The sequence below is a fragment of the Chryseobacterium sp. HMWF035 genome, assembly GCF_003094695.1.
Classification (GTDB): Bacteria; Bacteroidota; Bacteroidia; order Flavobacteriales; family Weeksellaceae; genus Chryseobacterium; species Chryseobacterium gambrini.
On record NZ_QEHP01000113.1, the window covers coordinates 1 to 23,735 of the forward strand.

General features: G+C 35.5%; 27 protein-coding genes and 1 tRNA gene. 5 read left to right on the forward strand and 23 right to left on the reverse strand.

The genetic code is table 11. The annotated features are described in order from the left end of the window. Window positions 1-194 precede the first annotated feature (194 nt). Window positions 195-929 carry an aquaporin Z gene (gene aqpZ / locus DD829_RS16300; RefSeq protein WP_108410046.1) on the forward strand — a complete coding sequence of 245 codons (735 nt, stop codon included), beginning with the start codon at window positions 195-197 and terminating at the stop codon, window positions 927-929. A gap of 54 nt (window positions 930-983) precedes the next feature. On the opposite strand, the gene DD829_RS16305 is transcribed toward aqpZ, so the two are convergent. From DD829_RS16305 to DD829_RS16320, 4 genes are all read right to left on the reverse strand, one after another. Then, a complete protein-coding gene (locus DD829_RS16305) occupies window positions 984-1,529 on the reverse strand; it encodes a hypothetical protein (RefSeq protein WP_108410041.1) in 546 nt (181 codons plus the stop codon). Window positions 1,530-2,228: 699 nt separating this feature from the next. Continuing rightward, on the reverse strand, window positions 2,229-3,209 hold the full coding sequence (locus DD829_RS16310) for an acyl transferase (RefSeq protein ID WP_116547978.1): 981 nt from the start codon (window positions 3,207-3,209) through the stop codon (window positions 2,229-2,231). A gap of 155 nt (window positions 3,210-3,364) precedes the next feature. Further along, a complete protein-coding gene (locus tag DD829_RS16315) occupies window positions 3,365-4,177 on the reverse strand; it encodes a UDP-2,3-diacylglucosamine diphosphatase (protein WP_108409101.1) in 813 nt (270 codons plus the stop codon). 27 nt (window positions 4,178-4,204) lie between these two features. After that, window positions 4,205-4,651: a 6-pyruvoyl trahydropterin synthase family protein gene (locus tag DD829_RS16320; RefSeq protein ID WP_087706037.1), complete on the reverse strand. Its 447-nt coding sequence runs from the start codon at window positions 4,649-4,651 to the stop codon at window positions 4,205-4,207. 88 nt (window positions 4,652-4,739) lie between these two features. Here DD829_RS16320 and DD829_RS24370 point away from each other — a divergent pair, with 88 nt between their 5' ends. Then, on the forward strand, window positions 4,740-4,871 hold the full coding sequence (locus DD829_RS24370; RefSeq protein WP_262497969.1) for a hypothetical protein: 132 nt from the start codon (window positions 4,740-4,742) through the stop codon (window positions 4,869-4,871). A gap of 126 nt (window positions 4,872-4,997) precedes the next feature. Here the strand turns inward: DD829_RS24370 and DD829_RS16330 are convergent, their stop codons facing one another. From DD829_RS16330 to aceB, 3 genes are all read right to left on the reverse strand, one after another. Next, complete coding sequence (locus DD829_RS16330) at window positions 4,998-5,384, reverse strand: acyl-CoA thioesterase (protein ID WP_108409102.1); 387 nt, start codon at window positions 5,382-5,384, stop codon at window positions 4,998-5,000. A 97-nt stretch (window positions 5,385-5,481) separates the two neighbouring features. After that, window positions 5,482-6,762: an isocitrate lyase gene (gene aceA / locus DD829_RS16335; protein WP_108409103.1), complete on the reverse strand. Its 1,281-nt coding sequence runs from the start codon at window positions 6,760-6,762 to the stop codon at window positions 5,482-5,484. A 142-nt stretch (window positions 6,763-6,904) separates the two neighbouring features. Then, window positions 6,905-8,479, reverse strand: coding sequence for a malate synthase A (aceB, locus tag DD829_RS16340; RefSeq protein WP_108409104.1), 1,575 nt, complete (start codon window positions 8,477-8,479; stop codon window positions 6,905-6,907). 125 nt (window positions 8,480-8,604) lie between these two features. Here aceB and DD829_RS16345 point away from each other — a divergent pair, with 125 nt between their 5' ends. Both DD829_RS16345 and DD829_RS16350 read left to right on the forward strand, forming a co-directional pair. Then, complete coding sequence (locus DD829_RS16345) at window positions 8,605-10,080, forward strand: helix-turn-helix domain-containing protein (protein WP_116547939.1); 1,476 nt, start codon at window positions 8,605-8,607, stop codon at window positions 10,078-10,080. A 179-nt stretch (window positions 10,081-10,259) separates the two neighbouring features. Continuing rightward, window positions 10,260-10,910 carry a ComF family protein gene (locus tag DD829_RS16350; protein WP_317048571.1) on the forward strand — a complete coding sequence of 217 codons (651 nt, stop codon included), beginning with the start codon at window positions 10,260-10,262 and terminating at the stop codon, window positions 10,908-10,910. A gap of 41 nt (window positions 10,911-10,951) precedes the next feature. Here DD829_RS16350 and DD829_RS16355 read toward each other — a convergent pair whose 3' ends face one another. From DD829_RS16355 to der, 6 genes are all read right to left on the reverse strand, one after another. After that, window positions 10,952-12,151: a cytochrome-c peroxidase gene (locus DD829_RS16355; protein WP_108411592.1), complete on the reverse strand. Its 1,200-nt coding sequence runs from the start codon at window positions 12,149-12,151 to the stop codon at window positions 10,952-10,954. A 383-nt stretch (window positions 12,152-12,534) separates the two neighbouring features. Further along, window positions 12,535-12,984 (reverse strand): Spy/CpxP family protein refolding chaperone, encoded by a 450-nt coding sequence (locus DD829_RS16360; RefSeq protein ID WP_108411593.1) that lies wholly within the window; start codon window positions 12,982-12,984, stop codon window positions 12,535-12,537. Beyond that, on the reverse strand, window positions 12,977-13,261 hold the full coding sequence (locus tag DD829_RS16365) for a hypothetical protein (RefSeq protein WP_108411594.1): 285 nt from the start codon (window positions 13,259-13,261) through the stop codon (window positions 12,977-12,979). The genes DD829_RS16360 and DD829_RS16365 overlap by 8 nt, the downstream gene beginning before the upstream one ends. Beyond that, complete coding sequence (locus tag DD829_RS16370; RefSeq protein ID WP_108411595.1) at window positions 13,251-13,778, reverse strand: RNA polymerase sigma factor; 528 nt, start codon at window positions 13,776-13,778, stop codon at window positions 13,251-13,253. Before DD829_RS16370 ends, DD829_RS16365 begins: the two co-directional genes overlap by 11 nt. Window positions 13,779-13,913: 135 nt before the next feature. After that, on the reverse strand, window positions 13,914-14,567 hold the full coding sequence (gene upp / locus DD829_RS16375) for a uracil phosphoribosyltransferase (protein ID WP_059135983.1): 654 nt from the start codon (window positions 14,565-14,567) through the stop codon (window positions 13,914-13,916). An 81-nt stretch (window positions 14,568-14,648) separates the two neighbouring features. Beyond that, window positions 14,649-15,959, reverse strand: a complete 1,311-nt coding sequence (gene der / locus DD829_RS16380; protein ID WP_087712406.1) for a ribosome biogenesis GTPase Der — start codon at window positions 15,957-15,959, stop codon at window positions 14,649-14,651. Between the two features lie 308 nt (window positions 15,960-16,267). Here der and DD829_RS16385 point away from each other — a divergent pair. Next, a tRNA-Gln gene (locus tag DD829_RS16385) sits at window positions 16,268-16,338 on the forward strand. 194 nt (window positions 16,339-16,532) lie between these two features. On the opposite strand, the gene DD829_RS16390 is transcribed toward DD829_RS16385, so the two are convergent. The 10 genes from DD829_RS16390 to DD829_RS16430 form a co-directional block, all read right to left on the reverse strand. Next, window positions 16,533-16,970 (reverse strand): DUF1573 domain-containing protein, encoded by a 438-nt coding sequence (locus DD829_RS16390; protein ID WP_108411004.1) that lies wholly within the window; start codon window positions 16,968-16,970, stop codon window positions 16,533-16,535. A 22-nt stretch (window positions 16,971-16,992) separates the two neighbouring features. Then, a complete protein-coding gene (locus DD829_RS16395; RefSeq protein WP_123906904.1) occupies window positions 16,993-17,784 on the reverse strand; it encodes a hypothetical protein in 792 nt (263 codons plus the stop codon). Next, window positions 17,784-18,041, reverse strand: coding sequence for a hypothetical protein (locus tag DD829_RS16400; protein WP_116547941.1), 258 nt, complete (start codon window positions 18,039-18,041; stop codon window positions 17,784-17,786). The genes DD829_RS16395 and DD829_RS16400 overlap by 1 nt, the downstream gene beginning before the upstream one ends. Before the next feature lie 984 nt (window positions 18,042-19,025). Further along, complete coding sequence (locus DD829_RS16405) at window positions 19,026-20,612, reverse strand: hypothetical protein (RefSeq protein WP_108409125.1); 1,587 nt, start codon at window positions 20,610-20,612, stop codon at window positions 19,026-19,028. A gap of 15 nt (window positions 20,613-20,627) precedes the next feature. Beyond that, window positions 20,628-20,786 carry a hypothetical protein gene (locus DD829_RS23735; RefSeq protein WP_165796554.1) on the reverse strand — a complete coding sequence of 53 codons (159 nt, stop codon included), beginning with the start codon at window positions 20,784-20,786 and terminating at the stop codon, window positions 20,628-20,630. Continuing rightward, entirely contained in the window at window positions 20,768-21,424 is a 657-nt protein-coding gene (locus tag DD829_RS16410) for an antA/AntB antirepressor family protein (protein ID WP_108409126.1), read from the reverse strand. The genes DD829_RS23735 and DD829_RS16410 overlap by 19 nt, the downstream gene beginning before the upstream one ends. A 10-nt stretch (window positions 21,425-21,434) precedes the next feature. Next, entirely contained in the window at window positions 21,435-21,716 is a 282-nt protein-coding gene (locus DD829_RS16415; protein WP_108409127.1) for an aspartyl-phosphate phosphatase Spo0E family protein, read from the reverse strand. An 18-nt stretch (window positions 21,717-21,734) separates the two neighbouring features. After that, complete coding sequence (locus DD829_RS16420) at window positions 21,735-22,019, reverse strand: helix-turn-helix domain-containing protein (protein WP_108409128.1); 285 nt, start codon at window positions 22,017-22,019, stop codon at window positions 21,735-21,737. Between the two features lie 148 nt (window positions 22,020-22,167). Next, entirely contained in the window at window positions 22,168-23,118 is a 951-nt protein-coding gene (locus DD829_RS16425) for a hypothetical protein (RefSeq protein ID WP_108409129.1), read from the reverse strand. A 14-nt stretch (window positions 23,119-23,132) separates the two neighbouring features. Further along, a partial coding sequence (locus DD829_RS16430; protein WP_165814879.1) for a tyrosine-type recombinase/integrase occupies window positions 23,133-23,735 on the reverse strand: 603 nt, incomplete at its 5' end.

Sequence of the window (23,735 nt, forward strand, 5' to 3'; positions counted from 1 at the left end):
CTAAAATAATCATTTATGAAATAAATATAAACTCTAATAAACATATATGTGAAAATAATTAACTATTATTTTTATTTTAAATTATTAAATCAACAATAAAATTAAAATTTAATTTACAATAAGTTTAAAATTATACTTTTTAATTCAATATATTAATGATAAATTTGAAATACTTTTTAAAAATAAACAATATGATAAAAAAACTTTTTGCTGAATTTTTCGGCACATTCTGGCTTGTTTTCGGAGGTTGCGGAAGTGCAATTTTCGCCTCTCAGATTGCATCGGCATCTAATGGACAATTAGGGATTCTTCTTCTTGGAGTTTCTTTAGCTTTCGGGCTTACCGTTCTTACGATGGCGTATGCTGTAGGACATATTTCCGGAGGCCATTTCAATCCGGCTGTTTCTGTAGGACTTCTTGCAGGAGGGAGATTTTCTGCTAAAGATCTTGTTCCTTACGTAGCCGCACAGTGTGTTGGAGCGATTGCAGCCGCAGGAGCATTGTATACAATTCTGAGCGGTTCCGGAGCTCCGGATTTTTCTGGACCGGGAGCTTTTGCCACCAATTTCTACGGTGAAGCGGTCTATTTTGGAAAAAGCTATTCCATGAGTGCTGCATTTTTAACAGAATTTTTACTGACGGCTTTTTTCCTGATCATTATTCTGGGTGCTACAGATAAGTTTGCCAACGGAAAATTTGCAGGTATTGCCATCGGTTTAGGATTAACGTTAATCCATTTGATTTCTATCCCGATTACGAATACTTCCGTGAATCCTGCGAGATCACTTTCTCAGGCAGTGTTTGTAGGAGGAAACGCAATGTCTCAGCTTTGGCTGTTCTGGGTTGCTCCGATTTTGGGAGGAATTGCGGGAGGATTGATTTACAGATTCCTGCTGCAGCGAAACGGCATGGAAGAATTAGATAGTTAACCACAAAATCCTGTCAGCCGACAGGATTTTTTTATGTTTAATACTTAAAGTAAATTATTTCAACTTTTTAAGATCAAACGGATTTTTGAAGATAAGTTCTTCGTGTTTTCCTTTGATCTCCATTTTCTTATATAATAGATTTAAAGCCATTTTCCGGATGAAAAGATCTTTATCATTCAGTTTCCAGTAAGAATCTTCGTGTACTTTTCTGGGTTTTCTTACGATATAAAATTCCGTTTCCCAAGAGTCTACGTTGTGGTAAAATTCGATAATTCCGCAATGTTCGGGAATGATTTCATGATCTACCATTCCCATCGGAAGCAGAAAGCTGAACGCATTGCAAATATAATCTCCGCAGGAAATCTTATCATGTTTCAAAAATTTTTCGCCGGTATTGGAGTTGGTATAAGATTTTTTAAAATCATTTTTAAAATCGCTTTTCGAAAGCTTGATTTCAATTTCATGACTGAATCCTTCGGAATCAACAATCAGAATATCGGCTTCCCAGTCTGCCTGAAAATGATTGGTCAAAACAATTTCCTTCTCAAAATTACATTGAGAGTGGATAAATGCGTGAACCAATTCTTCTATTTTTAACACTTTTGTTTTTTTGTTTTTTTAACGCGGAAGTCGCAAAGATTTTATTTATTATTTGCTCTGCATAGTTCGTTCGCAAAGGCGTTTTCACTAAGCTAATGATAGCAGAATTTTAAATTTAAACAAAAATCCTGTTTTGATAAAACTCTTTGTTTTTAACGCGGAGATCGCAAAGATTTTATTTATTATTTGTTCTCCATAGTTCGTTCGCAAAGGCGCTTCACTAAGCTAATGATAGCAGAATTTTTAAATTTAAACAAAAATCCTGTTTTGATAAAACTCTTTGTTTTTAACGCGGAGATCGCAAAGATTTTATTTATTATTTGTTCTCCATAGTTCGTTCGCAAAGGCGTTACACTAAGCTAATGATAGCAGGATTTTTAAATTTAAACAAAAATCCTGTTTTGATAAAACTTTTTGTTTTTAACGCGGAAGTCGCAAAGATTTTATTTATTATTTGTTCTCCATAGTTCGTTCGCAAAGGCGTTTCACTAAGCTAATGATAGCAGAATTTTTAAATTTAAACAAAAATCCTGTTTTGAAAAACTCTTTGTTTTTAACGCGGAAGTCGTAAAGGTTTAGTTACTATTGTCTTCCATATTTCCTTTGCAAAGGCGTTTTCACTAAGCAAATGATAGCAGAAGTTTTAAATTTTGAGCCTGAAAATTCTACGATTCTAAAACACTTCAACTACAAAATCAATCAACTTACAAGCAAACTGCATCCGCGAATATCTGAATGGTCGATTCTGCCTAAAACCTGAAATTTATCTCCGCCAATTTTACCTAAATCCTGCGTGGCAATGAATGCACAGGAATGTACATTTGCCAAGTCGATGATATTAATCGCTCCCGTTCTTCCCTCCTTTTCATAATTAAAAGGATCTTCTGCATTTCTGATCATAATGCGCATCCAGTTCGGACACTTATATTCGTTATTTCCTAAAGAATATGCCTGTGAAAGAAGTTCCGTCATCGAATATTCTGAATAAATTTTATCGGTTTTAAAACCTTCCTGCAAAATGTTCAACAGCTCATCTTTGGTCATTTCTTCTTTTCTGCCTTTCATTCCTCCGGTTTCGATTACGGTTAATGAATCGGAGAATTGAAGCGTTTTTGAGTTGCTGTCACAGAAGTCTAAAAAATCCAGCAAAGCAAAAGAAACACCGAACAGAATAACTTTTTTATTTTGTAATTCATTTAAAAGTGTAAATAAATCTTCATGATTGTACAGGAAATATCCGTTTTCAGGTTTTCCGGATTTTTTCATCAGATAATCTACCATATAAATCAGCGAAGAGTTTTGCCTTTCCAGATAACTTGGCAGAAGTCCGAGGAAAATAAAATCTTCCGGTTTTCCGATAAACTGTTCAAAGCTTTTATAAATGCTTTCTTTGTACAGTTGAGGATTGGCAATGAAATGTTTCGATAAATTCATCTGTGTGGTTCCGGAGCTTTGAAAAAAAAGATCAGTAGCTGCATTTTTATCCAAAACCTGATGGTTTTTAAACATTTCAATGGGCAGAAAAGGAATTTTTATCAGTTCATCCACATGATCTGGGTTGATATTGAGATAGTCTACAAAACGTCTGTAAACTTCAATATTTTCATACTGATAACGGAAGGTTTCCAGTGATGCAGCCAAAAAATCCTGCTCTGTCTGTATGCCGAATATATTTTTCACTTCTAAAAATATTTTTATTCTTTCAACCTCATTTATAATCACTTATCATAAAAAAGATTGTTTTTTAATCATTTTTAATGTTAAAATTAAAAAATTGGTCAGGTTATTGCAATGAGTAATGCGGAATATGGATTAAAACATGAATGAATTTCGGTTCATTCTGAAATTACCTCAGCTTTTGGGGTAATTTTTTTTGTGCTGTCTCCAAAGGTTTTCAGTTCAAAATCATGCTCAAAAACACCATAGGTAAAATAAGAGATCCAGTCTCCCAGATTGATGTATTTTGCTTTTCCTTCAAGATCCAGAATCATCGGAAGATGACGGTGTCCGTAAATAAAATAATCGATTGGCTGAGTTTTAAGTTTTTCTTTTGAATAAATGATCAGAAATTCTTTATCCTCTCCCAGAAATTCTTTATCCTCATCTCCCGAAATCATTTTATTTTTCTGGGACATATACAATGCAATTTTCATCGCAATATCGGGATGCAGCCATTTAAAAAGCCATTGCGCAACAGGATTGGTGAAGACTTTTTTCATTCTTTTATATCCTTTGTCTCCCGGTCCCAAACCATCACCATGAGCCAGCAAAAACTGCTTTCCGCCCATCTCAAAATACTGCTTTTTATAGAAAACCGTGCATCCGATTTCTTCTTCAAGATAATCTTTCATCCAAAGGTCATGGTTTCCCACAAAAAAATAAATGTGGATTCCACGGTCTTTCAGTTCGGCAATTTTTCCCAAAACCCGAACATATCCCTTCGGAATTACGTGCTTCCACTCGTGCCAGAAATCAAACAGATCTCCCATTAAAAAAAGAACCTGTGCATCATGCTTTATTTCGTCCATCCAACGGATAAACCGCTCTTCGCGCAGTTTACTTTCCTTTGGATTCGGTGCGCCAAAATGCTGGTCTGAAGCGAAATATACTTTTTTACTGGGTTCTAAATTAATGGTCGTTTTTAACACCGTTCTGAGTTTTTCTGAATAAAAAAATTACTGATTATCTTCCGCAAACCATTCTCCGTAAGAGTTTTCGGTTTCATGAAGTTTAAGATAAGCCAAAGAAATTCCTTCTGGAAGTTTCGATTTTATTTTCGCTGCGATGGCATACAGCATATTCTCGCAGGTCGGCTGAAATGTACAGTAGATCACTTTATGCCCTTTTTCTTCAAGGTCTTCCCCAAGTTCTCTGTGCGGCGAAAGTCCGTTGATGAGAACCGCATGATCCCAGACATCTACAATTTCAGACTTTACGATACTTTTAATATCACCAAAATCCACCACCATCCCATTCTTAGGGTTTTCCAAATCATTAACAGGCTTTCCTTTCACTGTTACAAACAGCTTGTAGGAATGTCCGTGCATATTTTTACATTTCCCGTCGTAATTGTATAAAACGTGAGCGGTTTCGAATGTAAAAATTTTTGTAATACGTATCATCCTGCAAAGATAAGGAATTTGGTTTGAGTTTGAATATTGATAAAATGTTGAAGAAAATTAGTTAACTTCGATGATATAAATATGAAAAATGGAAAGTACTGTTGATATAAAAAAAAGAATTCACGACTTTATAGATCATGCAGATGAAAGAATTCTTAGAATTATTAATGCCATTATTTCTACTGAAGAAAATGAGGAAGCATTAAGTTCCAAGCATTAAAAAATTCTGGATCAGAGACTTGAAGAGCATCAAAAAAATCCTAATTCAGGAAAATCCTGGGCTGAAGTAAAAAATTCTCTTAAGGAAAAGCATGGCTTATATCAATAACAAACTATGCAACACTCTTTATTTTAGCTTTTCCAGCCAATCACTTTCCAGTCTTTTGATTTTCTGCGTTTCGACATCTACCAAAACCCATAATGTGGTAGAATCCACAACGAGTTGCCCGTTACAGTAAAACTCCACTTTTCTGGGCTGACGAATTCCTTCAGGAGATTTCGGATAGGTTTTTACGGTAATGATGTCGTTAAGATAGACCTGCTTTTTGTATTGAATATGATGATCCAGAAGCATCCAGATATCTTTCGGATATTCGGTTTTATGTTTTACAAAATCCCAGTGCGCTGCTGCAATTTCTTCCACCCAATGCACATACTGAACGTTATTTACATGATTATTTCCATCAATATGCTGCTCTGTAACCTTTATCTGTTTTTCAAAAATCAAACTCATCCCCTTCAAATATAAATTCAAAATTAGTACATAAAAAATAAAACCTTCCCAAAATCGAGAAGGTTCTAACAATTAAATTTAATTAAAACGAAACTTTTTAGTGAAATTGTGCGGTCTCGGTAGAATCTTTCATGGCAACTGTTGCAGAAGAGCCGTTGGTAACAATATTCTGTACCTCATCAAAATAGCCTGTTCCTACAAACGACTGATGTTTTACTGCTCTGAAACCTTTTTGCTGCAACGCAAACTCACGCTCCTGCAATTCAGAATATCCTGCCATTCCTTTTTCTTTATAAGCTAAAGCCAGCTCGAACATCGCGGTATTTAACGCATGGAAACCCGCCAAAGTAATAAACTGGAATTTGTACCCTAATTTTGCCAGCTCTTCACGGAAATTCTGCATTTCTTCCACAGAAAGCCTTGCTGCCCAGTTGAAGGATGGAGAACAGTTGTACGCCAACATTTTATCAGGAAATTTCGCATGAATACCTTCTGCAAATTTTCTTGCCTGCTCCAGATCCGGATTAGAGGTTTCCATCCAGATCAGGTCTGCGTAAGGAGCGTAAGATAAACCTCTGTCGATTCCCTGCTCCACTCCGTTTTTTACGACATAAAAACCTTCGGAAGTTCTTTCGCCTGTTACAAATTTTTTATCTCTGTCGTCAATATCAGAAGTCAGCAAATCTGCTGCATCTGCATCTGTTCTTGCAATAATTAAACTTGGAACTCCCAAAACATCCGCCGCCAAACGTGCAGAAATTAATTTATTGATGGCTTCCTGCGTAGGAACCAAAACTTTACCTCCCAAATGACCGCATTTTTTAGCAGAAGAAAGCTGGTCTTCAAAATGCACTGCGGCAGCTCCGGCTTCAATCATTTGTTTCATCAGTTCATACGCATTTAAATTTCCGCCAAAACCTGCTTCTGCATCGGCAATAATCGGAACCAGATATTCCTTTTCGCCGCCTCCGTTCACAGACTGGATCTGATCTGCTCTCAATAAAGCATTGTTAATTTTCTTTACCACAGAAGGAACTGAATTGGCGGGGTATAATGACTGATCCGGATACATTTCACCCGATAAATTGGCATCTGCTGCAACCTGCCATCCGGAAAGATAAATTGCCTGCAAACCTGCGTCCACTTCCTGAACCGCCTGATTTCCAGTTAACGCGCCAAGTCCTGCAACGAAATCCTGAGTGTTCAGTAAATTCCAGAATTTTTTAGACATTTCCGTTGCAATGGTATAATCCAGTTTGTAAGAACCGCGAAGTTTTAAAACATCTTCCGCTGTGTAAGGACGTTTAACACCGTTCCAGCGTGGGTTTTCCAGCCAGTCTTTTTCGATCTCCTGAATTTGTTCTTGTTTTGTTTTCATACTATTTTTTTTGTTTAGTTAATTGTTGTTTGTTATGGTTGATTGATGATAGATGATTGATGGTTGATCGTTGATCGTTGCAATTACATTAAACGCTCAAACACTAAAACTCTCCCACTCTTATACTCTATCAATCTCCCAGTTAAATAAAAGGATACGCTTTCAGAGTTAAAAATTCATCAAATTTCTCACTGAAAATCAATTCATTGAAAAGTTCTTTGGCAAGATTGAATTTCCCTTTACGGAAACGTTCTTCACCCACATACTTTTCAATTCTTTCCAGTTCTTCAAATTCCCACTGAAGAATCATTTCTCTGGTTAAAGTGCGGTCATCACTTAAAACGGCATCATTTTTCAGCCATTGCCAGATCTGGGTTCTGGATATTTCTGCGGTTGCCGCATCTTCCATTAAATGATAAATGGCTGCAGCTCCCGTTCCCATTAACCACGATTCGATGTAAAGAATTCCGACGTTGATGTTTTTTCGGACCCCTTTTTCAGTGATTTCACCTTTCGGAACTTCCAGTAAATCTTTTTCGGTGATATGGTATTGAAATTTTTTATCGATCTGATTTTTGGAAGGCATATATTTATCAAAAATATCTTTAGCCACAGAAACCAACGCAGGATGAGCCACCCATGTTCCGTCGTGTCCGTTTTTTACTTCCCGTTCTTTATCGCTTCTTACTTTTCCAAAAGCAATACTGTTCGCTTCATAATCATTTTTAACAGGAATCTGTGCCGCCATTCCTCCAATTGCATGAACATTTCTTTTGTGACAGATTTCAATAACACGTTTAGAATACGCACTCATAAAAGGAGAAGTCATGGTTACCTGATCTCTGTCGGGAACAATAAACAGGGGAAGGTTTCTGAATTTTTTAATGAAAGAAAAAATATAATCCCATCTTCCGCAGTTGAGTCCGGAACTGTGGTCTTTTAATTCATATAAAATTTCATCAATCTGAAAAGAAGCGGTAATTGTTTCTATTAAAACTGTTGCTTTAATGGTTCCCTGCGGAATTTCTAAGTAATTCTGTGCAAAAACAAACACTTCGTTCCACCATCTTGCTTCCTGATAATGCTCTAATTTCGGGAGATAAAAATACGGACCGCTTCCATTTTCAAGTAATTGTTTAGCATTTCTGAAAAAATAAATTCCGAAATCGATTAATGACGCCGAAGCCTGTTCCCCATTAATTTCAATATGTTTTTCATTTAAATGTAAACCTCGCGGACGAACCAATAAAACAGCCGTTTTTTCATTTAGCTGATAAGATTTTCCCTGTTCAGTCGTAAAATCTATTCTCCGGTTCACCGCATCAGAAAGATTTAACTGACCTTCCATACAGTTCTTCCAGGTCGGAGAATTGCTGTCCTCAAAATCTGCCATAAAAGTGGAAGCTCCGGAATTTAATGCATTGATGATCATTTTCCGGTCTACCGGTCCTGTAATTTCCACTCTCCGATCCAGTAAATCTTTCGGAAGCGGAGCGCAGATCCAGTTTCCGTTTCTTATTTCCTTGGTTTCTTCTAAAAATTCCGGAAGAATTCCTTTATCAAATTCATTTTGCCTGATTTCTCTTTCTTCTAAAAGTTTTATTCTTTTCGGATTAAAATTCTGATGAAGCTCAACCAAAAAATCGATTAAATCATTGGTAAAAACTTCTTCAAAATTTTGTTGTTCCTTGATTTTCAGCTGAATCTTGGTTTCCATATTGTTTTAATTTTGTAATTGAACATTGCAAACATAAATAAAAATTTTCACAAATAGCGAACGTTCGCTAAATTATTTTAAAAATTATTATGCGAATAATCGCTTCTAAATATTATATTTGAATTATGAATTCGGACAGTGACTTTATTAAAACGGTTTTCGGGCTGAAACTGAAACAGCAGAGACAGAAGAAAAACTGGTCTTTACAGGATCTTGCGGTAAAGACCGGTTTATCGAAATCCTACCTTAACGAAATTGAAAACGGAAAAAAATATCCGAAGCATGATAAGATCATTCAGCTTTCGGAAGCGCTGAACTGTACTTTTGACGATCTGGTTTCCACAAAACTGGATAAGAGCCTCACTCCTTTTAATGAAATTCTTCAGTCAGATTTTTTTAAAGAAATTCCTCTGGATCTTTTCGGGATCAATAAAAACAATCTGATAAGCATTATAAGTGATGCGCCTAAAAAAGTAACCGCTTTTATCAATGCCCTGATCGAAATTTCACAAAATTATAATTTAGGAAAGGAAAGATTTTACTTTGCCGTTTTACGTTCTTTTCAGGAGCTTTATGATAATTATTTTCCTGAAATTGAGGAAAAAGTTCAGCTTTTTGCTCAGGAAAACGGATTGCAGATCGACAAAAATTTACAGTCTGATGTTCTGGAGAATATTCTGAATGAAAAATTTAATTACCATATTCAGTCGGAAGATTTTGAGAAGTACGGGACTTTGGATAATTTACGCTCATTGTTTGTCCCTGAAAAAAAGCTGTTGCTTTTAAACCGGAAATTAGAAAAAGATCAGAAAACCTTTATTCTCGCGAAAGAGATCGGATTTAATGTTCTGGAGCTGAAAAACCGACCGAATACGTATTCGTGGCTGGATTTCGGAAGTTTTGAAGAAATTTTAAATAATTTTTATGCTTCGTATTTTGCGGGAGCTTTGTTAATTTCAAAACAGAAAACAATTGAAAAAACTTCAGATTTTTTCCTGCAAAACGAATGGAATCCCCAGAATTTTGAAAGTTTGATCGATAATTTCACCAATTCTCCCGAAACATTTTACTATCGCCTGACGAATCTTCTTTCTTCTGAACTGGGAATAAAAGATTTGTTTTATTTATGTTTAGTCAAAAAGAAAAATTCAGATAAAATACAGATTTTAAAAGAGTTACACCTCAATCATCAACAGGCTCCCCATGCAAATGCAACCAACGAGCATTACTGCAAAAGATGGATTGCCGTGAAAAATCTTCATCATTTAAAAGAAAATGAAACATTAACGGAAGCCCAGATTTCTCATTATAAAGATCAGGGAATCAGCTATCTTGTGATTTCCACCTCACAGAAAAATCCTTTCTCAGATGGAAGCAACAGAAGTTATTGTTTGGGAATTTTATTGAATTCTCAGACGATTAAGAAAATCAATTTTATTAAATCTCCCACCCTGAAAACGATTAATGTAGGAGTAACCTGCGAATCTTGCAGCATTGCGGATTGTGAAGTGAGACAATCGCCGCCAATCCGTCTGGAGAAGGAATATTTTAATTCGGGCATGAAAAACGCAATTGAAAAGATCAGGAAAGATATTTTGTAAATTTTTCCATTTTTTTTAATTATTCACCTCATTTTCGGGTGAAATGATTATTTTTACGCCAGTTAGGGATATAAAAAACAATTTAATTATTCGAGGTTATTTAGTCCGGCGAATAAGAGATCTGTCTATTCCTGCAACAAAAAAAATTAATAATCATTTTAGTTATTCATCCGCAAATGATGCTCGATATTTTATTTCCGAATCGCTGTATTCGGTGCAGCCGGATAATTGATGCCGATTTTCTGGTTTGTAATCTTTGCTTTGATCAGATCCACTTTACCCACAACGATTATTCTGAACATAATTTTGTTAAAGAAAAATGCAGTCTTCTTTTTCCTATCGAAAATGCTTTTGCACTCATGCAGTTTGAAAAAGAAAATGTGAGCCGAAAATTAATTCATGAACTGAAGTACCGGAATCGGGAGAAAATCGGGAAAATTTTAGCCGAATGGACGACGGAAAGACTGGATTTTCAAAATCAGAAGCCTCATCTTTTGGTGACGGTTCCGCTTCATCCGAGAAAATTAAAAGAAAGAGGATATAATCAACTGCATTGGTTCGCCGAAACGCTTTCAGAATTTTATGCTATTCCGTTTGATCATGATGTGATGAAAAGAAATCATTATTCCAAAGCTCAGGCTTTGAAAGATAAACAGAACCGGCTGAAAACAGAAAATACATTTTCAATGACTAAAAATATTTCAGGTAAGCATATTTTGTTAATTGATGATGTTTTTACAACGGGAAATACGCTGGCTTCGATTGCATGGGAGATTCTGAAATCGGGAGATAATAAAGTGAGTGTTTTGGTTATGGCGATTGATGAATAAAAAAAAGCTGCTCAACAAAGAACAGCTTTAAGAAATTGTAATTATTTAAAAGGATTACTCCATTTTTTATTGGTATACACATCGGTTCCGGAAAGTGTTTTCAGAAATGCGATTACTGCATTTACTTCCGTTGATGTAAGGTTTAGCTTTTGTCCGTTTCCGTTAGGCGCTAAACGAGGATCAAGATTGGTATTCCCCGGTGCAATATTAATATTTCCGTAATGACCAATCACCTGCTGAAGTGTTGTGAAATTTCCGGTGTGCATAAACTGTCCGTTTTCTATTCCGCTGCTGTTGGTAACGTTTCTTAAACTTGGAGCTTTGGTGTTAAAAACATCGATTCCGGTTCCGCTGATTTTAGCGATAATTCCGTTGTTTTTGGAATTCGGATCAATATCAAATTCAGGAGCGGCATGACAGGCTGCACAACCTAATCCGCCACCGGTACGGTTTCCCGTTGCATCAAAAACAGGAGGAGCAAGAAATAGATTTTTCCCCTGATTTTCCTGTGCTGTAAAATTTGCAAACGGCTGCTGATCATTTGCACTTGCAGCTCGTCCTGCATCATATTTAGAATCAAAAGACTGAATACTTCTGATAAACTGCGCCAGTGCATTCTGAATTCTTGTTTGTGTAACCGTAGCGTCTCCATAAACAAAAGTGAACATTTCCTGATAGTATTTAATGTTCTGAAGTTTAGCAATCAAATCCTGAAGTGTTCCGTCACCGTTTGTTCCGCTGAAGCCCATTTCGTTATGATCCTGAATCGGGAACGTAGTCTGCGCTTCCAGATTAGCCGCTCTTTCGTCCCAGAAAAATTTCATTTCATTTCCGAATCTTGCATTGACCAGTCTCATAGAATGTCTGCCTGTTGTTCCGTTCACTCCTGTACTCGCAACTGCATTGTCTCCAAAAGCAAGTTCCTGTTTGTGACAGCTTGAACATGAAATGGTGTTGTTTTTCGAAAGATTTTTGTCGTAAAATAACATTCTCCCCAATGTAGCGCCCTTATCCGTAATAGGATTTCCGGCGGTATTATCTCTTGTAATATAAGCCGGTTTAGGCTGATTTGCGTAATTTTCAAGACTGCTGAGATTGATATTGGAACCAAAAGCAGCCAGAATTCCGGGATATTCTTCCTGTGTAACCGGAGTTGCTTCATAGGTATCGCTACCCGAACAGGAATATAAGGCTACTGCTGTGAAGAATGCAGGAACAAGCCATGATGTAAGTTTTTTCATAAGAGGTTTTTAGAATGTTTAGTTTAAAAGTTTTTAGAGGCTATTTTCGGAATAAAAAAATTGATTCTTCATGATTAATCGTAGTTCTTAAGATTTGTGCTAACCTTTTAATTTTATTACACATTGTTTTTTAAGCTGACAAAGGCTGTTTTACTTTTTAAGCTCTCCGATTTCATTTTATTTATTCTTTACGCCATCATTATTTTCTTAGACGACAATACATTTATTTTCCTTCGGCTGATAAAACTTTTTGGGGAAATTGTTTATCGACAGTTATGATCTTCTTTCCGAATTATTTTTAACTGACTTATTTTCCGGTAAATATTGTCTGCGAAAGAGAAAACCAAACCCACGAAAACTAAGTAAATAAAAAATATTTTTTTTCATCGCTCGTGTGGAGGTTTCGGTCCGGGAGCAAAAAGAGATTCAAATTCATCAATAAGATGATCGAAATCCTGCAACTGGTCGGGACGGCAAATTTTTCTGATGTCCTGAAAATGTTCAAAGTTGATCTTTTCAGTTTCCATACTTATCTTTCCGATCTGCTGTACCAAAGAATCTCCGTTTTTCTGATCTTTATTTTTTAATAATGAATAATACTGCGTTTTCGCATCCATCATTTCGTGTTCTTTTTCTCTGATCTGCATTCTGTGCTGCTGAATCAGCACGTCATATTGCTGTATCTGTTTTTCATCCAAATGCAGCCGTTCAATAATGAGATTTCTCGGCCCTGAATGATGCGGAGGTTTTCGCGTGAGCATGAAGATTACCAATAAGAGATTGGAAATCAGCAGACCAACGATAATAAAAATGTAAAATCTGTTTTTAGTCATACGAAAAAGTATTTTGTGATTTCATCATAAATAAGGTATCAAAATCCGATCTGGAAGAATCTTTTGTGTTTTGAATAACTTTTACGTTCAAACTGATCAAAATAACAATCACGGCTGCCGCGGCGAAAATCCATTTTGGGGAAACAATATCTTTCTTCTGATCCTCAATTTTACTGACAATCTTTCCGTACAATTCTGAAGGAGCCTCCACGCTCTGAATTTTTTCTAATACCTGCAACTGATCTTCCATTACATACTTAGACGATTTATTTTTCATATTCCTTCTGTTGATTTAGTTTTTGGATAAGATTTTTTTTGGCACGCTGAAAAAGAGATTCCACTGCTTTCTGACTGATATTCATGATTTCAGCGGTTTCCTGTTGGGAATTCCCTTCAATTTTCAGTAAAATAACGACTGTTTTCTGATCATTCGGAAGCATATTGATGAAGCTGAAAATTTTCATAACTTCTTCTTTCTGCTCGAGAACCACACCGGGATGATTGAAATCTACCGGTTCATTCTGTCTGTTTTCAGCATCCGAATCTCTGAAAAGACCGAAAAAGAATCTTTTCCTGGAATTTTTATGTTTAAGAAAATCTAAAGACGTATTGATTGCGATGCGGTAAATCCATGTCTTTAAGGATGACTCATTTTTAAAGCCATCAATCTTTTGTGATATTTTTACAAAAACATCCTGAGTTATTTCTTCTGCATCTTCGGTATTCTGGGTATACTGCAAGGCAAGATTATACACCATCTTCTGATGCTGATAGAAAATAAACTCGAAATTCATATTCCGGTTTTCATTACGGTCACTTTTTGTATTAGACGAAAAAAAATATTTTTTCCTTCGGCTTTTTCAGTTTCCGTAAAAATAAAAGAAATTCAGATGTAAAAATGATTTCGAAAAAAATTGCTCTGAGAAATTTTATCGCTGTAGTTTTTCGCCATAGCTTAAGTCTCCGGCATCACCCAATCCAGGAGTAATGTAGCCTTTTGAGGTAAGGTTTTCATCAATGGCTCCTACCCAGATTTTGGCATTGGGGTACGCTTTTTCTATGGTTTCTACTCCCTGTCTTGAAGCAATTGCTGCAACAATATGAAGTTCTGTAGGCTTTCCGTTTGTTAATAAATCTTTGATGGCTTCGATAAGAGAAGCTCCGGTTGCCAACATAGGATCGGCAACAATTAAAGGTCTGCCTTCGATATTGGGACACGTTAAATAGTCCTGTTTAATAGAAAAATAATCGTTGGCGTCGTGTTTTCTGTAAGCGGCAACAAATCCGCAGTCTGCTTTATCAAGATAATTCAAAATTCCTTCAAACAAAGGAACTCCGGCTCTCAAAATGGTCGTAATAACAGGCTGAACAGCAATTTCCTTCACTTTAATCGTATCCAGAGGAGTCTGAATTTCAATTTCTTTCTGCTCCAGTGTTTTGCTGATCTCGAAAGCAGCAATTTCGCCGATTCTTTCCATATTTCTGCGGAATCTCATACGGTCGTGCTGGATTTCAACATTTCGAAGCTCATTGATCCATGAATTAACTAAAGAAAATTGTTCTGATAAAACGATTGTGTTCATTATTTTGAAAAGCTTTTATCTAAAATATATATTTAATGAAGAATAAAATCCCTCTCAGAAAAATCTGAAAGGGATTACAATTTATTTTTGTCTGAAATACACTTCGATAGGAACTCCGGTAAACCCGAATTCTTTTCTCAGCTGGTTTTCAGTAAATCTTTTATATGGTTCTTTTACGTATTGCGGTAAGTTACAGAAGAATACAAATTGTGGTGACGGCGTCGGAAGCTGTACACAGTATTTGATTTTAATATATTTTCCTTTGTTTGCAGGAGGCGGTGTCTGTTCAAAAATAGGAAGCATCACTTCATTAAGTTTTGAAGTTTTGATCTTTTTCTTACGGTCTTCATACACCTGCATTGCCATATCTACCGCTTTCAGGATTCTCTGTTTCGTTAATGCAGAAACGAATAAAATAGGAATATCCTGAAACTGCCCGATCTTGTCTTTAATCTGTTTTTCGAAATCACGCATGGTGTTGGTTTCCTTACCTTCAATCAAATCCCATTTATTAACAAGAATCACAATTCCTTTTCTGTTTTTCTGAGCCAGACCAAAGATGTTCATATCCTGAGATTCCCATCCCTGAGTAGCATCCACCATAATAATCACAACATCAGAGTATTCGATGGAACGGATAGAACGCATTACGGAATAGAATTCCAAATCTTCGCTTACTTTGGATTTTCTTCTCATTCCGGCTGTATCTACCAATACAAACTCGTGTCCAAATTTATTGTAAAGCGTCTGAATACTGTCTCTTGTTGTTCCGGCAACATCTGTTACGATATTTCTTTCGGTATCCAGCAAAGCATTCGTCATGGTAGATTTCCCTACGTTCGGACGACCTGCAATGGTAATTTTCGGTAAACCTTCGAAAGGATCTTTGTATTCGGTGGTCGGGAAATCTTTTACCACATCGTCCAGTAAATCTCCTGTTCCGGAACCTGTTGCAGAGGACAAAGTGTAATATTTTTCAATTCCCAACTGATAAAATTCTGTAGCTGCCAATTCTTCTTTGGAAGAATCTACTTTATTGATTACGATATAAACCGGCTTATTGGATCTTCTCAACATTTCGTGGATTTCGTAATCCGTATCTGTAAGTCCTTCTTCTACATTCAACATAAAAATGATAGAAGTTGCCTCATCAATCGCCAACTGAACCTGCTTTGAAATTTCTCCCTGGAAAACATCATCATTGTTTACATCATATCCTCCAGTATCGATTACCGTGAAATCTACTCCGTTCCAGTCTGACTTTCCGTAATGACGGTCTCTGGTAACACCGGCGGTAGAGTCTACGATAGCCTCTCTTCTTTCCAGTAAACGATTAAAAAGCGTTGATTTTCCTACGTTGGGACGCCCAACGATTGCGACAATATTCGACATAAAAATGTTTAATAAATAATTATTAATGGGTTTCTCCAACTTTTGGAGCCCAATTTTTTGCAAAGGTAAGCTTTTTATTTTATTTGAAATTCTTCATGTTTAAAGCCGATTAAAGAGATGAAAAAATCAGAATATTAGCTGCCGAAACATATTTTAAGAATTAAAACCCAGTATCGGATTTAAATTTCAATAAAAAAGCAGAAAATAAATCTTTGTAAATCAATTAATAATCGAGAAGCACGCATTTTTTCTTTCAATATGATTTTTATTTTTAAAATAATTTATATAATTTCGCGTCATAGAAATACAGACCCATGGTGTAGCGGTAACACTACTGATTTTGGTTCAGTCATCTGGGGTTCGAATCCCTGTGGGTCTACAAATTAACACAAATAACTCATTGTAAATCAATGGGTTATTTGTTTTTAAAATCACTTTATCCCGAAAATGTTCCTAAAAATTGAAAATCAAATAAAAAAGGGTTAAAAAAAATCACCTCATCAGCATTAATACTGATGAGGTTTAAAATTAATTTTTATATCCTATCTAAAGAGGTACATCTAATTTCTATAATTATTTTCTTCGGTAACCTTCAATATACACTTTCTTTATATAAGGGTAGAAACTTCCGTAAATAGAAATCCCCTGATAAAAATTACCCAGTTTTTCAAATTTCATGTTTACAGAGATTGTCTGCGATTGGTTAGGTAACATGATACTGTCATACTTTGACACTTCGTTACAGGAACAGGGAGGCTTCACTATAAGCGAGGTTAAACTCCTTTGTCCTTTATTCTTAATGGTAATATCAATCTTTTTACTGTCTCCTTCGATTGTATCTAAATCTATAAATTCAGGGACATCAATTTTTGTTAATTGATTATCAGGGATTTTGGAAACTTTCCTGTAAATCTCATCACTGTTTTTAAGATTAAAACCATTGTTTTTCACCTTCTTTTCTTCTTTGCAAGAGAGAAATAGAATAAATAGTATACAACTGTACTTTTTCATTCTCGTTAGTCATTAAATATATTTACTGTAAAACTTTAAGCTTATAAAAATAACCATTAATATTTGATTTTTTCCATGCTTTATACTGCGGATAGTAAGAATACATATAAGTATCTTTATTCATTTTCAATAAAGCTGTTTTTGAAGTATCGCTGGATAAATAATAAAATGTTACAAAAAAGCCGTTATCTGGATATTTCATGATTTTTGGCAAAACAATTTCCCATTTTTTATTTACTGTTTCTGAAATATCTCTTTGGAAAGACATAATCGGATTATCAATATCTGGAAATCCATTGATATTGGGCAATATTTGTATATCTATATTTCCCTTTATATCATGAGGAAAAGAAATAAGATTTGGAAAAAAAATGATTGATTTTACAAAAGTCTTTCTGGAAACTTCTATTTTAATAAAAGTAGCATTAAGATTATTAGGAAAGATAGATGCAGAAGAACGCTTTAATTCGCTACTCTTAATTGTCTTTTCTTTTCTATCAACATTTTCATTGTATGAAACATGCACTTCTTCTATCTCTTTTACCCGATCAAAAAAAAATAACGTGTCTTGGCTTACTGAAAAATCCAATAATTTATTATTATAAACTACTTTATCATCAGGATCAAAAGATATATTTTTAAAATTTACTTTGTTTATTTCTATGTTTTTATCCTGATGTTTTACAGTAACACTTGTAAATATTTTATAATCTGAATTTCTTATAAAAACTTGACTTTCAACCGAAGTTATAAAGAATAAAAAGGAAAAGAGCAATGCTCTTTTCCCATAATTATAACCTTTAAGATCGTACATTAACATGCTGTATATTCAGTTGTGGTATATGTATCAACAGCAATCCACATTACATAGTAAACGTGATATACTTCACATTCACATTTTGCAGTACCATCTGCCTGAATTTCGCCCGTTGGAGAACAATTCCCACTGCCAATTGTTTCACTTCCCCAAAACCTTCTGCCTGTTTCAGAAGATGAAGAACCTCCTTTTTCCTGTGCAAATGCCAAAATCGAAGTAAGAGCCAAAGCTCCAATAATTAATTTCTTTTTCATAGTAATTAAAATTTTTAAAGTTGTTTTGTTAAAAAATCTATTTTCAGTTTCCTACTTATTTTGTCTTTCACCTCAGCTATTGAGGTTTAAAACTTTCCTGATCTGGGACTTTTTCCCTTTCAGGCGGGCAGGTTTTCGGCTACTCCTGCCCGTTTTCAATATTCGATCCAGTCTGTTCGGTTTTTTAAAATTTTCTATGCTGTCCTTTCAATACGCAAAATAAAAACGGAACATTCCTAAGAATATTTCTTAATGTTCCGCTATTTTTTGTAAATCTCTGAAATAAAAAAAGGTGCGGAACTATGTTTACTGTCAAAGAGGTACTGGTATACCTGATACACAAATAAACAAGCCCGCACCAATAAGGTGCGAGCATTGCCTATCTCTTGTGTATCTAAAAAGTACCAGTTTTCTTTGACAAGAAATAGCAAAGCTATATTATTAAAAACAGAATGAATCTGTGTTTTTTTTCTAAAGCAATAATACACAAATATTTTAATACTTCAAAAATAAATCTAAACGTGATGAGTTTTAACCATCTGCTGTACTGGAATTTCAACGCTGTTATAATGAAATTTCACTCTGTAATACCGTAATTCAACACTGTAATGCAGAAATAATGAATGTAAAATAATAGCAAATGAAAGTCTTTCGATCTAAACAACCCGTAAAACCGTAGAACCCCAAAACAAAAAATGTGTTCTCAGAACGCTTTTTTTATAAATCCTGTCATTTTTAGGGATCATGATCGTATTTTTTCAGTCTTTTTATCGGTAAAATATCGGTTTAATATCCATTTCTATCGGTTTTTCAGGTGTATAATCGTAGTAAAACGGTAATAAATGGAAGTTAGAAAGAACATATTACGGTTGATGATTTGCCGTAAATCCTTTTATTCATAGGCTTTTGATAAACATTTCCTGTAATTTCAAAATTCAGACCGCCCCCTATGGTAAAAAACACTTTTAAAGCTTCTTTTTTCGGTTAATTATCATTTCCTTGTACATTTGCTTCATTACGCTTTACAATCTCTTTAATCAGTCTCTTTGCCCTTACTGTGGTGAGTTCTGTTTCCTTAAACACTCCCTTACTTTCAATCACTACTTTTGTTACCTGTCTTATCCAGTCGGAAGAGGCTTTAATTTCCGATTGTTTGAGACGATCGGCATAAAGCATCCTTTCGGGACTTTGGTAAACAATAATAAGGGAAAGATCGGTTTTCGGAAGCTGTTTTATGATCCTGCTGAGGTTTTCAATTTCTTTTTTCCTTTTTCTTCGGTTCTCTCGGGTTCTCCGTTTCCCGTTATACTGGTTCTTACATTTCGGACTGCAAAATTTTGCGCCTGCCTTTTTTTCTCTGATTGATTCTTTACAACTCATACATCGGCTTTTTTTGATTGCTATTTTTTTAACTGTTATTTTTTTGACTGTTATATTTTTGCGTGCGTTCTCTTCTTCATGCTTGCTTATTTTTCTATTTTTTGAGGTAAGAATAACATCGGTATTTTTTGTATTATTTAAGGGGTAAGAATGCGTATTGTTTTCTATTGATTTAATACCCCGTACTATCCCTTTATTTAAATGGTTAAAAAGTCGCCATTTTTCATTTTTCAGACGTTGCAGAATTTCAGCATTTTCAGAGCTGTTCTCACAAGGCGGTATTTCGGTTAAATAGTCGCCAGTTTCCTGCTGTGTTTCCGTTGCTAATTTTTGGCATTTCTCTGCTATGAGATCAGCGATTAACTGTTTTGTATTTTCTTTGCCGTTAAATAAAGACTGTAATTTTTGCAGATCGTTTTTAGCTTTGTAGTAAGTATTCTTATTCAGTCCGCACCAGTAGGAAACATCTAAAAAGCGTAAATACTTCTTCTGCTGGTGGTTACTCATAAGCCTGTACTGCAATGATCTGTCAATAAAAATAATTTCATTCCACACATTCAGCAGAATTGTTGAAAGTTCCGCCCAAAGCGTTTTATTTTTAAGATCGGCAAGCGTTTTAATTCCCAGTTTCTTTACCCAGTCCATTTTCTTAACTCCGATTTCAAACCTCAGCAGTCGGGAATGGCTTCCTGTTACCTGCATTTCTTTATCATAAATCTTAATCCTGTATTGTTGCAGGTCAAAGACGATTCCCATCCGTTTGCCATTTTCCTCATACTGCCCGAAAGAGTGCATTTTGTAGGATTTTATACATTCGTACAGTTTTTTAGTGTCAAAGGGAAGCGAAATATTAACCCCAAACTCAAAGCCCCTTAAAACCGCCTTTTCCGAGTCTATTTTCAAATCATCATAAAGTAGCTGGGTAGTGGTTAAAAAGTCCCTGAAACAGTAATCTATGGCGTTGGTTTCGCCTCCTGTGAAATATACGGGAAGAGAACCCCGTGCATTGCAATACAAATCTTTCTTACCCTCAATAATTGACAAATGGAATCCTTTGGCATTGGCGTGCCTGTTATTGCCTGTAACCTCTCCCGTCTGGGTATCAGTCCACGAACGAAAGGACAGATTTTTGTTATCCGTCCATTCGTTGGAGCTTTTGAGGTTACATAATAATTTAACGCCGTCAATCATGAGTTCTAAACTGTCCTATTCTGTTTCTGCACTTAAAAAAGTTTCTGCAAGATGTTGCAGTTCGTTAATCTTTAATTCTATCATTGTTTTTGTGTCCCTGCATTTCAGGTACTCTGCTATTTCCCGAAGCGTTGCCACCTCATCAAGCAATTGCATTAAGGTTTCTTTTTCCATTCTTTGAATACGGTATTGATAAGAGGGTACGGATAAACATTCTGTCCTCCTGTATAGGACGGGTGCGGTACTTTTTTGGGAGGCGTTCCGTAATCCTGTCTGTACATTTTGGCGCATAATTTACCCAATTGCTGGCGGTGGGTGCTGGTAATTCCCGATAATAAATTACACGTCCTTAAATATCTATCTACCGTCCAGTCTTCCGTGTAATCAATCTGCCTGTTTTCAAGTTCTGTAACACGGCTGTGCAGTTCCCTTACCTGCTGAGGTGTGGCAATTATTCTGAACTGTTTTTCGGCTTCAATAAAATAAGTTCTTATTTCTTTTCCCTTTGGGGAGCGTTGTACCATAGAAATTGCTTTGGCGCAATCCAAAGTCAAAATATATTCTTTAACATTATGTCCGCCCCTTTGTCTTTTGCACGTCATTTTTGACGGGCAAACATTTTCTTTCATTTCGGGGATCAATCCGTTTTCATTAAGTACTGGGAAATAGTCTGTATTTTCGACAAATCCGTATTTCAGCATCCGTTTAATCCAGTGGCTGAAATCCGTTTTAATTTCAAAGAACCTGTGTAAATCCTTTGCAAATACTGCCTGCTGTCCGTTTTCTGTGGTCTGAATTCTGATAACTTCCATTTTGATGTATTTATTTTGCGGTTTTGGTTTGGTTCGGATTCTGACTGGTGATCTTTACATTGTTGTAATGATCTGCTTTTGCTTTGGCGGTCTTTATGAATTCGGGAGCAGAGAACCCGTGATAAAATTCGGATTCCTTATAAATTTCGGATTCCAGTTCGTCCCTGTCTCTGATAAGGCGGTTTAATTTCCTTTGGGTTTCCTCAATCTCGTAATTCAGGGCATTTGCCTGTTTTCCTGTCTTTACCGTCTTTAAAGTCTTCTTTGGTAAAAAGTGTGTGTAATGTTTCATTGTGATAATTTTTAAAATTTAGATTCTGTTATTGGTTAAAGTCTGCATGATCTCGGACTCTTTATAGCGTACACGGTTGCCGATACGGTAAGCCGTAATAATCCCCTTTTTCGTCCAGTCGTACACGGTGGGAAGAGTTACCCCGAGCATTTTGGCAACCTCTATCCGTGTTATCAGTTTTTCGGAGGCTGGCTCTACTGGTTTTGTTGCAAGGCTTCCGTTCAGTGCATGGGTAAGATTGTCGATTTTTTCTGCGAGGGCGGTAATGTCTAATCCGTTTACCTCAATTTTTACTGTATTCATTTTGTATGATTGTTTTTAAATGATAGGGCAAAGATGTAGGATTGGAAAAAACGAAAAAAGCCCCTAAAATTCAGTTCTGAAAATTAGGGGCTGTAAAAAAAGCCCTATTTAAAAGGCTTTACTGTGTTTTGGTCGAAATGTAAAAAAATTAAGGTTCGGGGCTGTTTTCCGTTAAATAAGATAAAAACGGCTTCAAATTCTCAATTGCTTTAGCATCTGTTTTTCCTTTCATGGGTTTAAAAATATCATCTATATAAGCCTTTGAAAACTTATTGCCTTCACTGTCTACAAAATTATTTAACAGTAAACGTTTAATATTTTCGTTTGTTCCGTCCAGCATTCCTGCCTCTTTTCTTTGCAATTCAATAAACAATGTAACAAAGGTATTGATCTGTCCTTTCCACTTCAAAGGTTTTGTTAAAGGATGATGTATAGTTTCTCCTTTTATCATTTCGCTTAAATATACCGCTACCCTTATTTTATCTATTTCAAGTGCAAAGGCAAAAGAATTTGTATCATTATCCAAATTATAAATAAATTTTCCGTCCAGTATTTCTGGCAGATATTTAAACTCAAACTCCTGTAAAAGATTACTAAGTTCCTTCTGATAAAATGCATGATCTTTCAGCGGAGTAGCCTTTTTACGTTCGTTAATCTGGTCGATAAGATCATTATAATTACTTTCTCTTTGTTTTTCGAGCCAAAATCTCAACCAATAAATATCAATTTTGATATTTTCTAATTCCTTTTTGCTGAAAAAACCATATTTTTTTGTAATTCCTTTCTCTTTTTCAAACTCAACACTTTCAAAAAATATCAACTCATGTTTCAAAAGTTTATATTTTTCGGTTTGGCTTTCAAAATGCTTTATTTTTCTTTCAAACATTTTCTCAAATTTTTCGGGTAGCCTTTCTCCTCTGGTAGTAAGATAATGAGAATGCAATATATAATTTCTGTAATGCAGGTTAATTATAATATCATCCAAGTAAGGCAACTCCCAAATTGTTGCAAATATCTTATATCTGTCTAAAAGCCAATCTACATATTTATCAATATCCAGATTGTAAAAATCAACTTCTTTTATATTAAAATCTTCCATTTTTTAAATACTATTTAAACTACTTTTAAAGTCGTTTCCAATCCTTTTTTCTCTGCACTTCGCTTGTAGAAATTTCTAAGAACCTCAGCATTTTCGGCATTCGTTTTCTTAATATAGGTTAAAAACTGGGTTTCTGTGGCGTGTCCCGTGATTGACATAATGACAGGGGTAGGAATCTCTCCGTAAAGATTGGTAGCAAATGATCTGCGACAAATATGGGAGGTCATTAGTTCATATTTCGGGAACGTCCCCGAAACTTTCCTGAATACCTTTTCTATTCCTGCGGTTTCTGCTTCTTTTTTATTTATACATTCCATTTTTGCGCCTCTCACCTTCTGGCTAAACCCGACTGCTTCGCCAATCTCTTTGATATACTCGTTGAATTTCTGTTCTGAAATAGCTTTAGGAAGGTTTCCGCCTCTCTTTTCCAAAGTATGCGCTATTTGATTATTTATTGGAATTTCGGCAAATTTGCCCGTTTTCTGTGCCTTAATCCTTATCGTATCGTCTTTGATGTGTGATAAGTCCAAACGCATAAAATCTGATACCCTGAGACCTGTATTAAGTCCTATTATCAATAAATCACGGGCATTGTCAAGATAGGGCGTTTCCGAAAA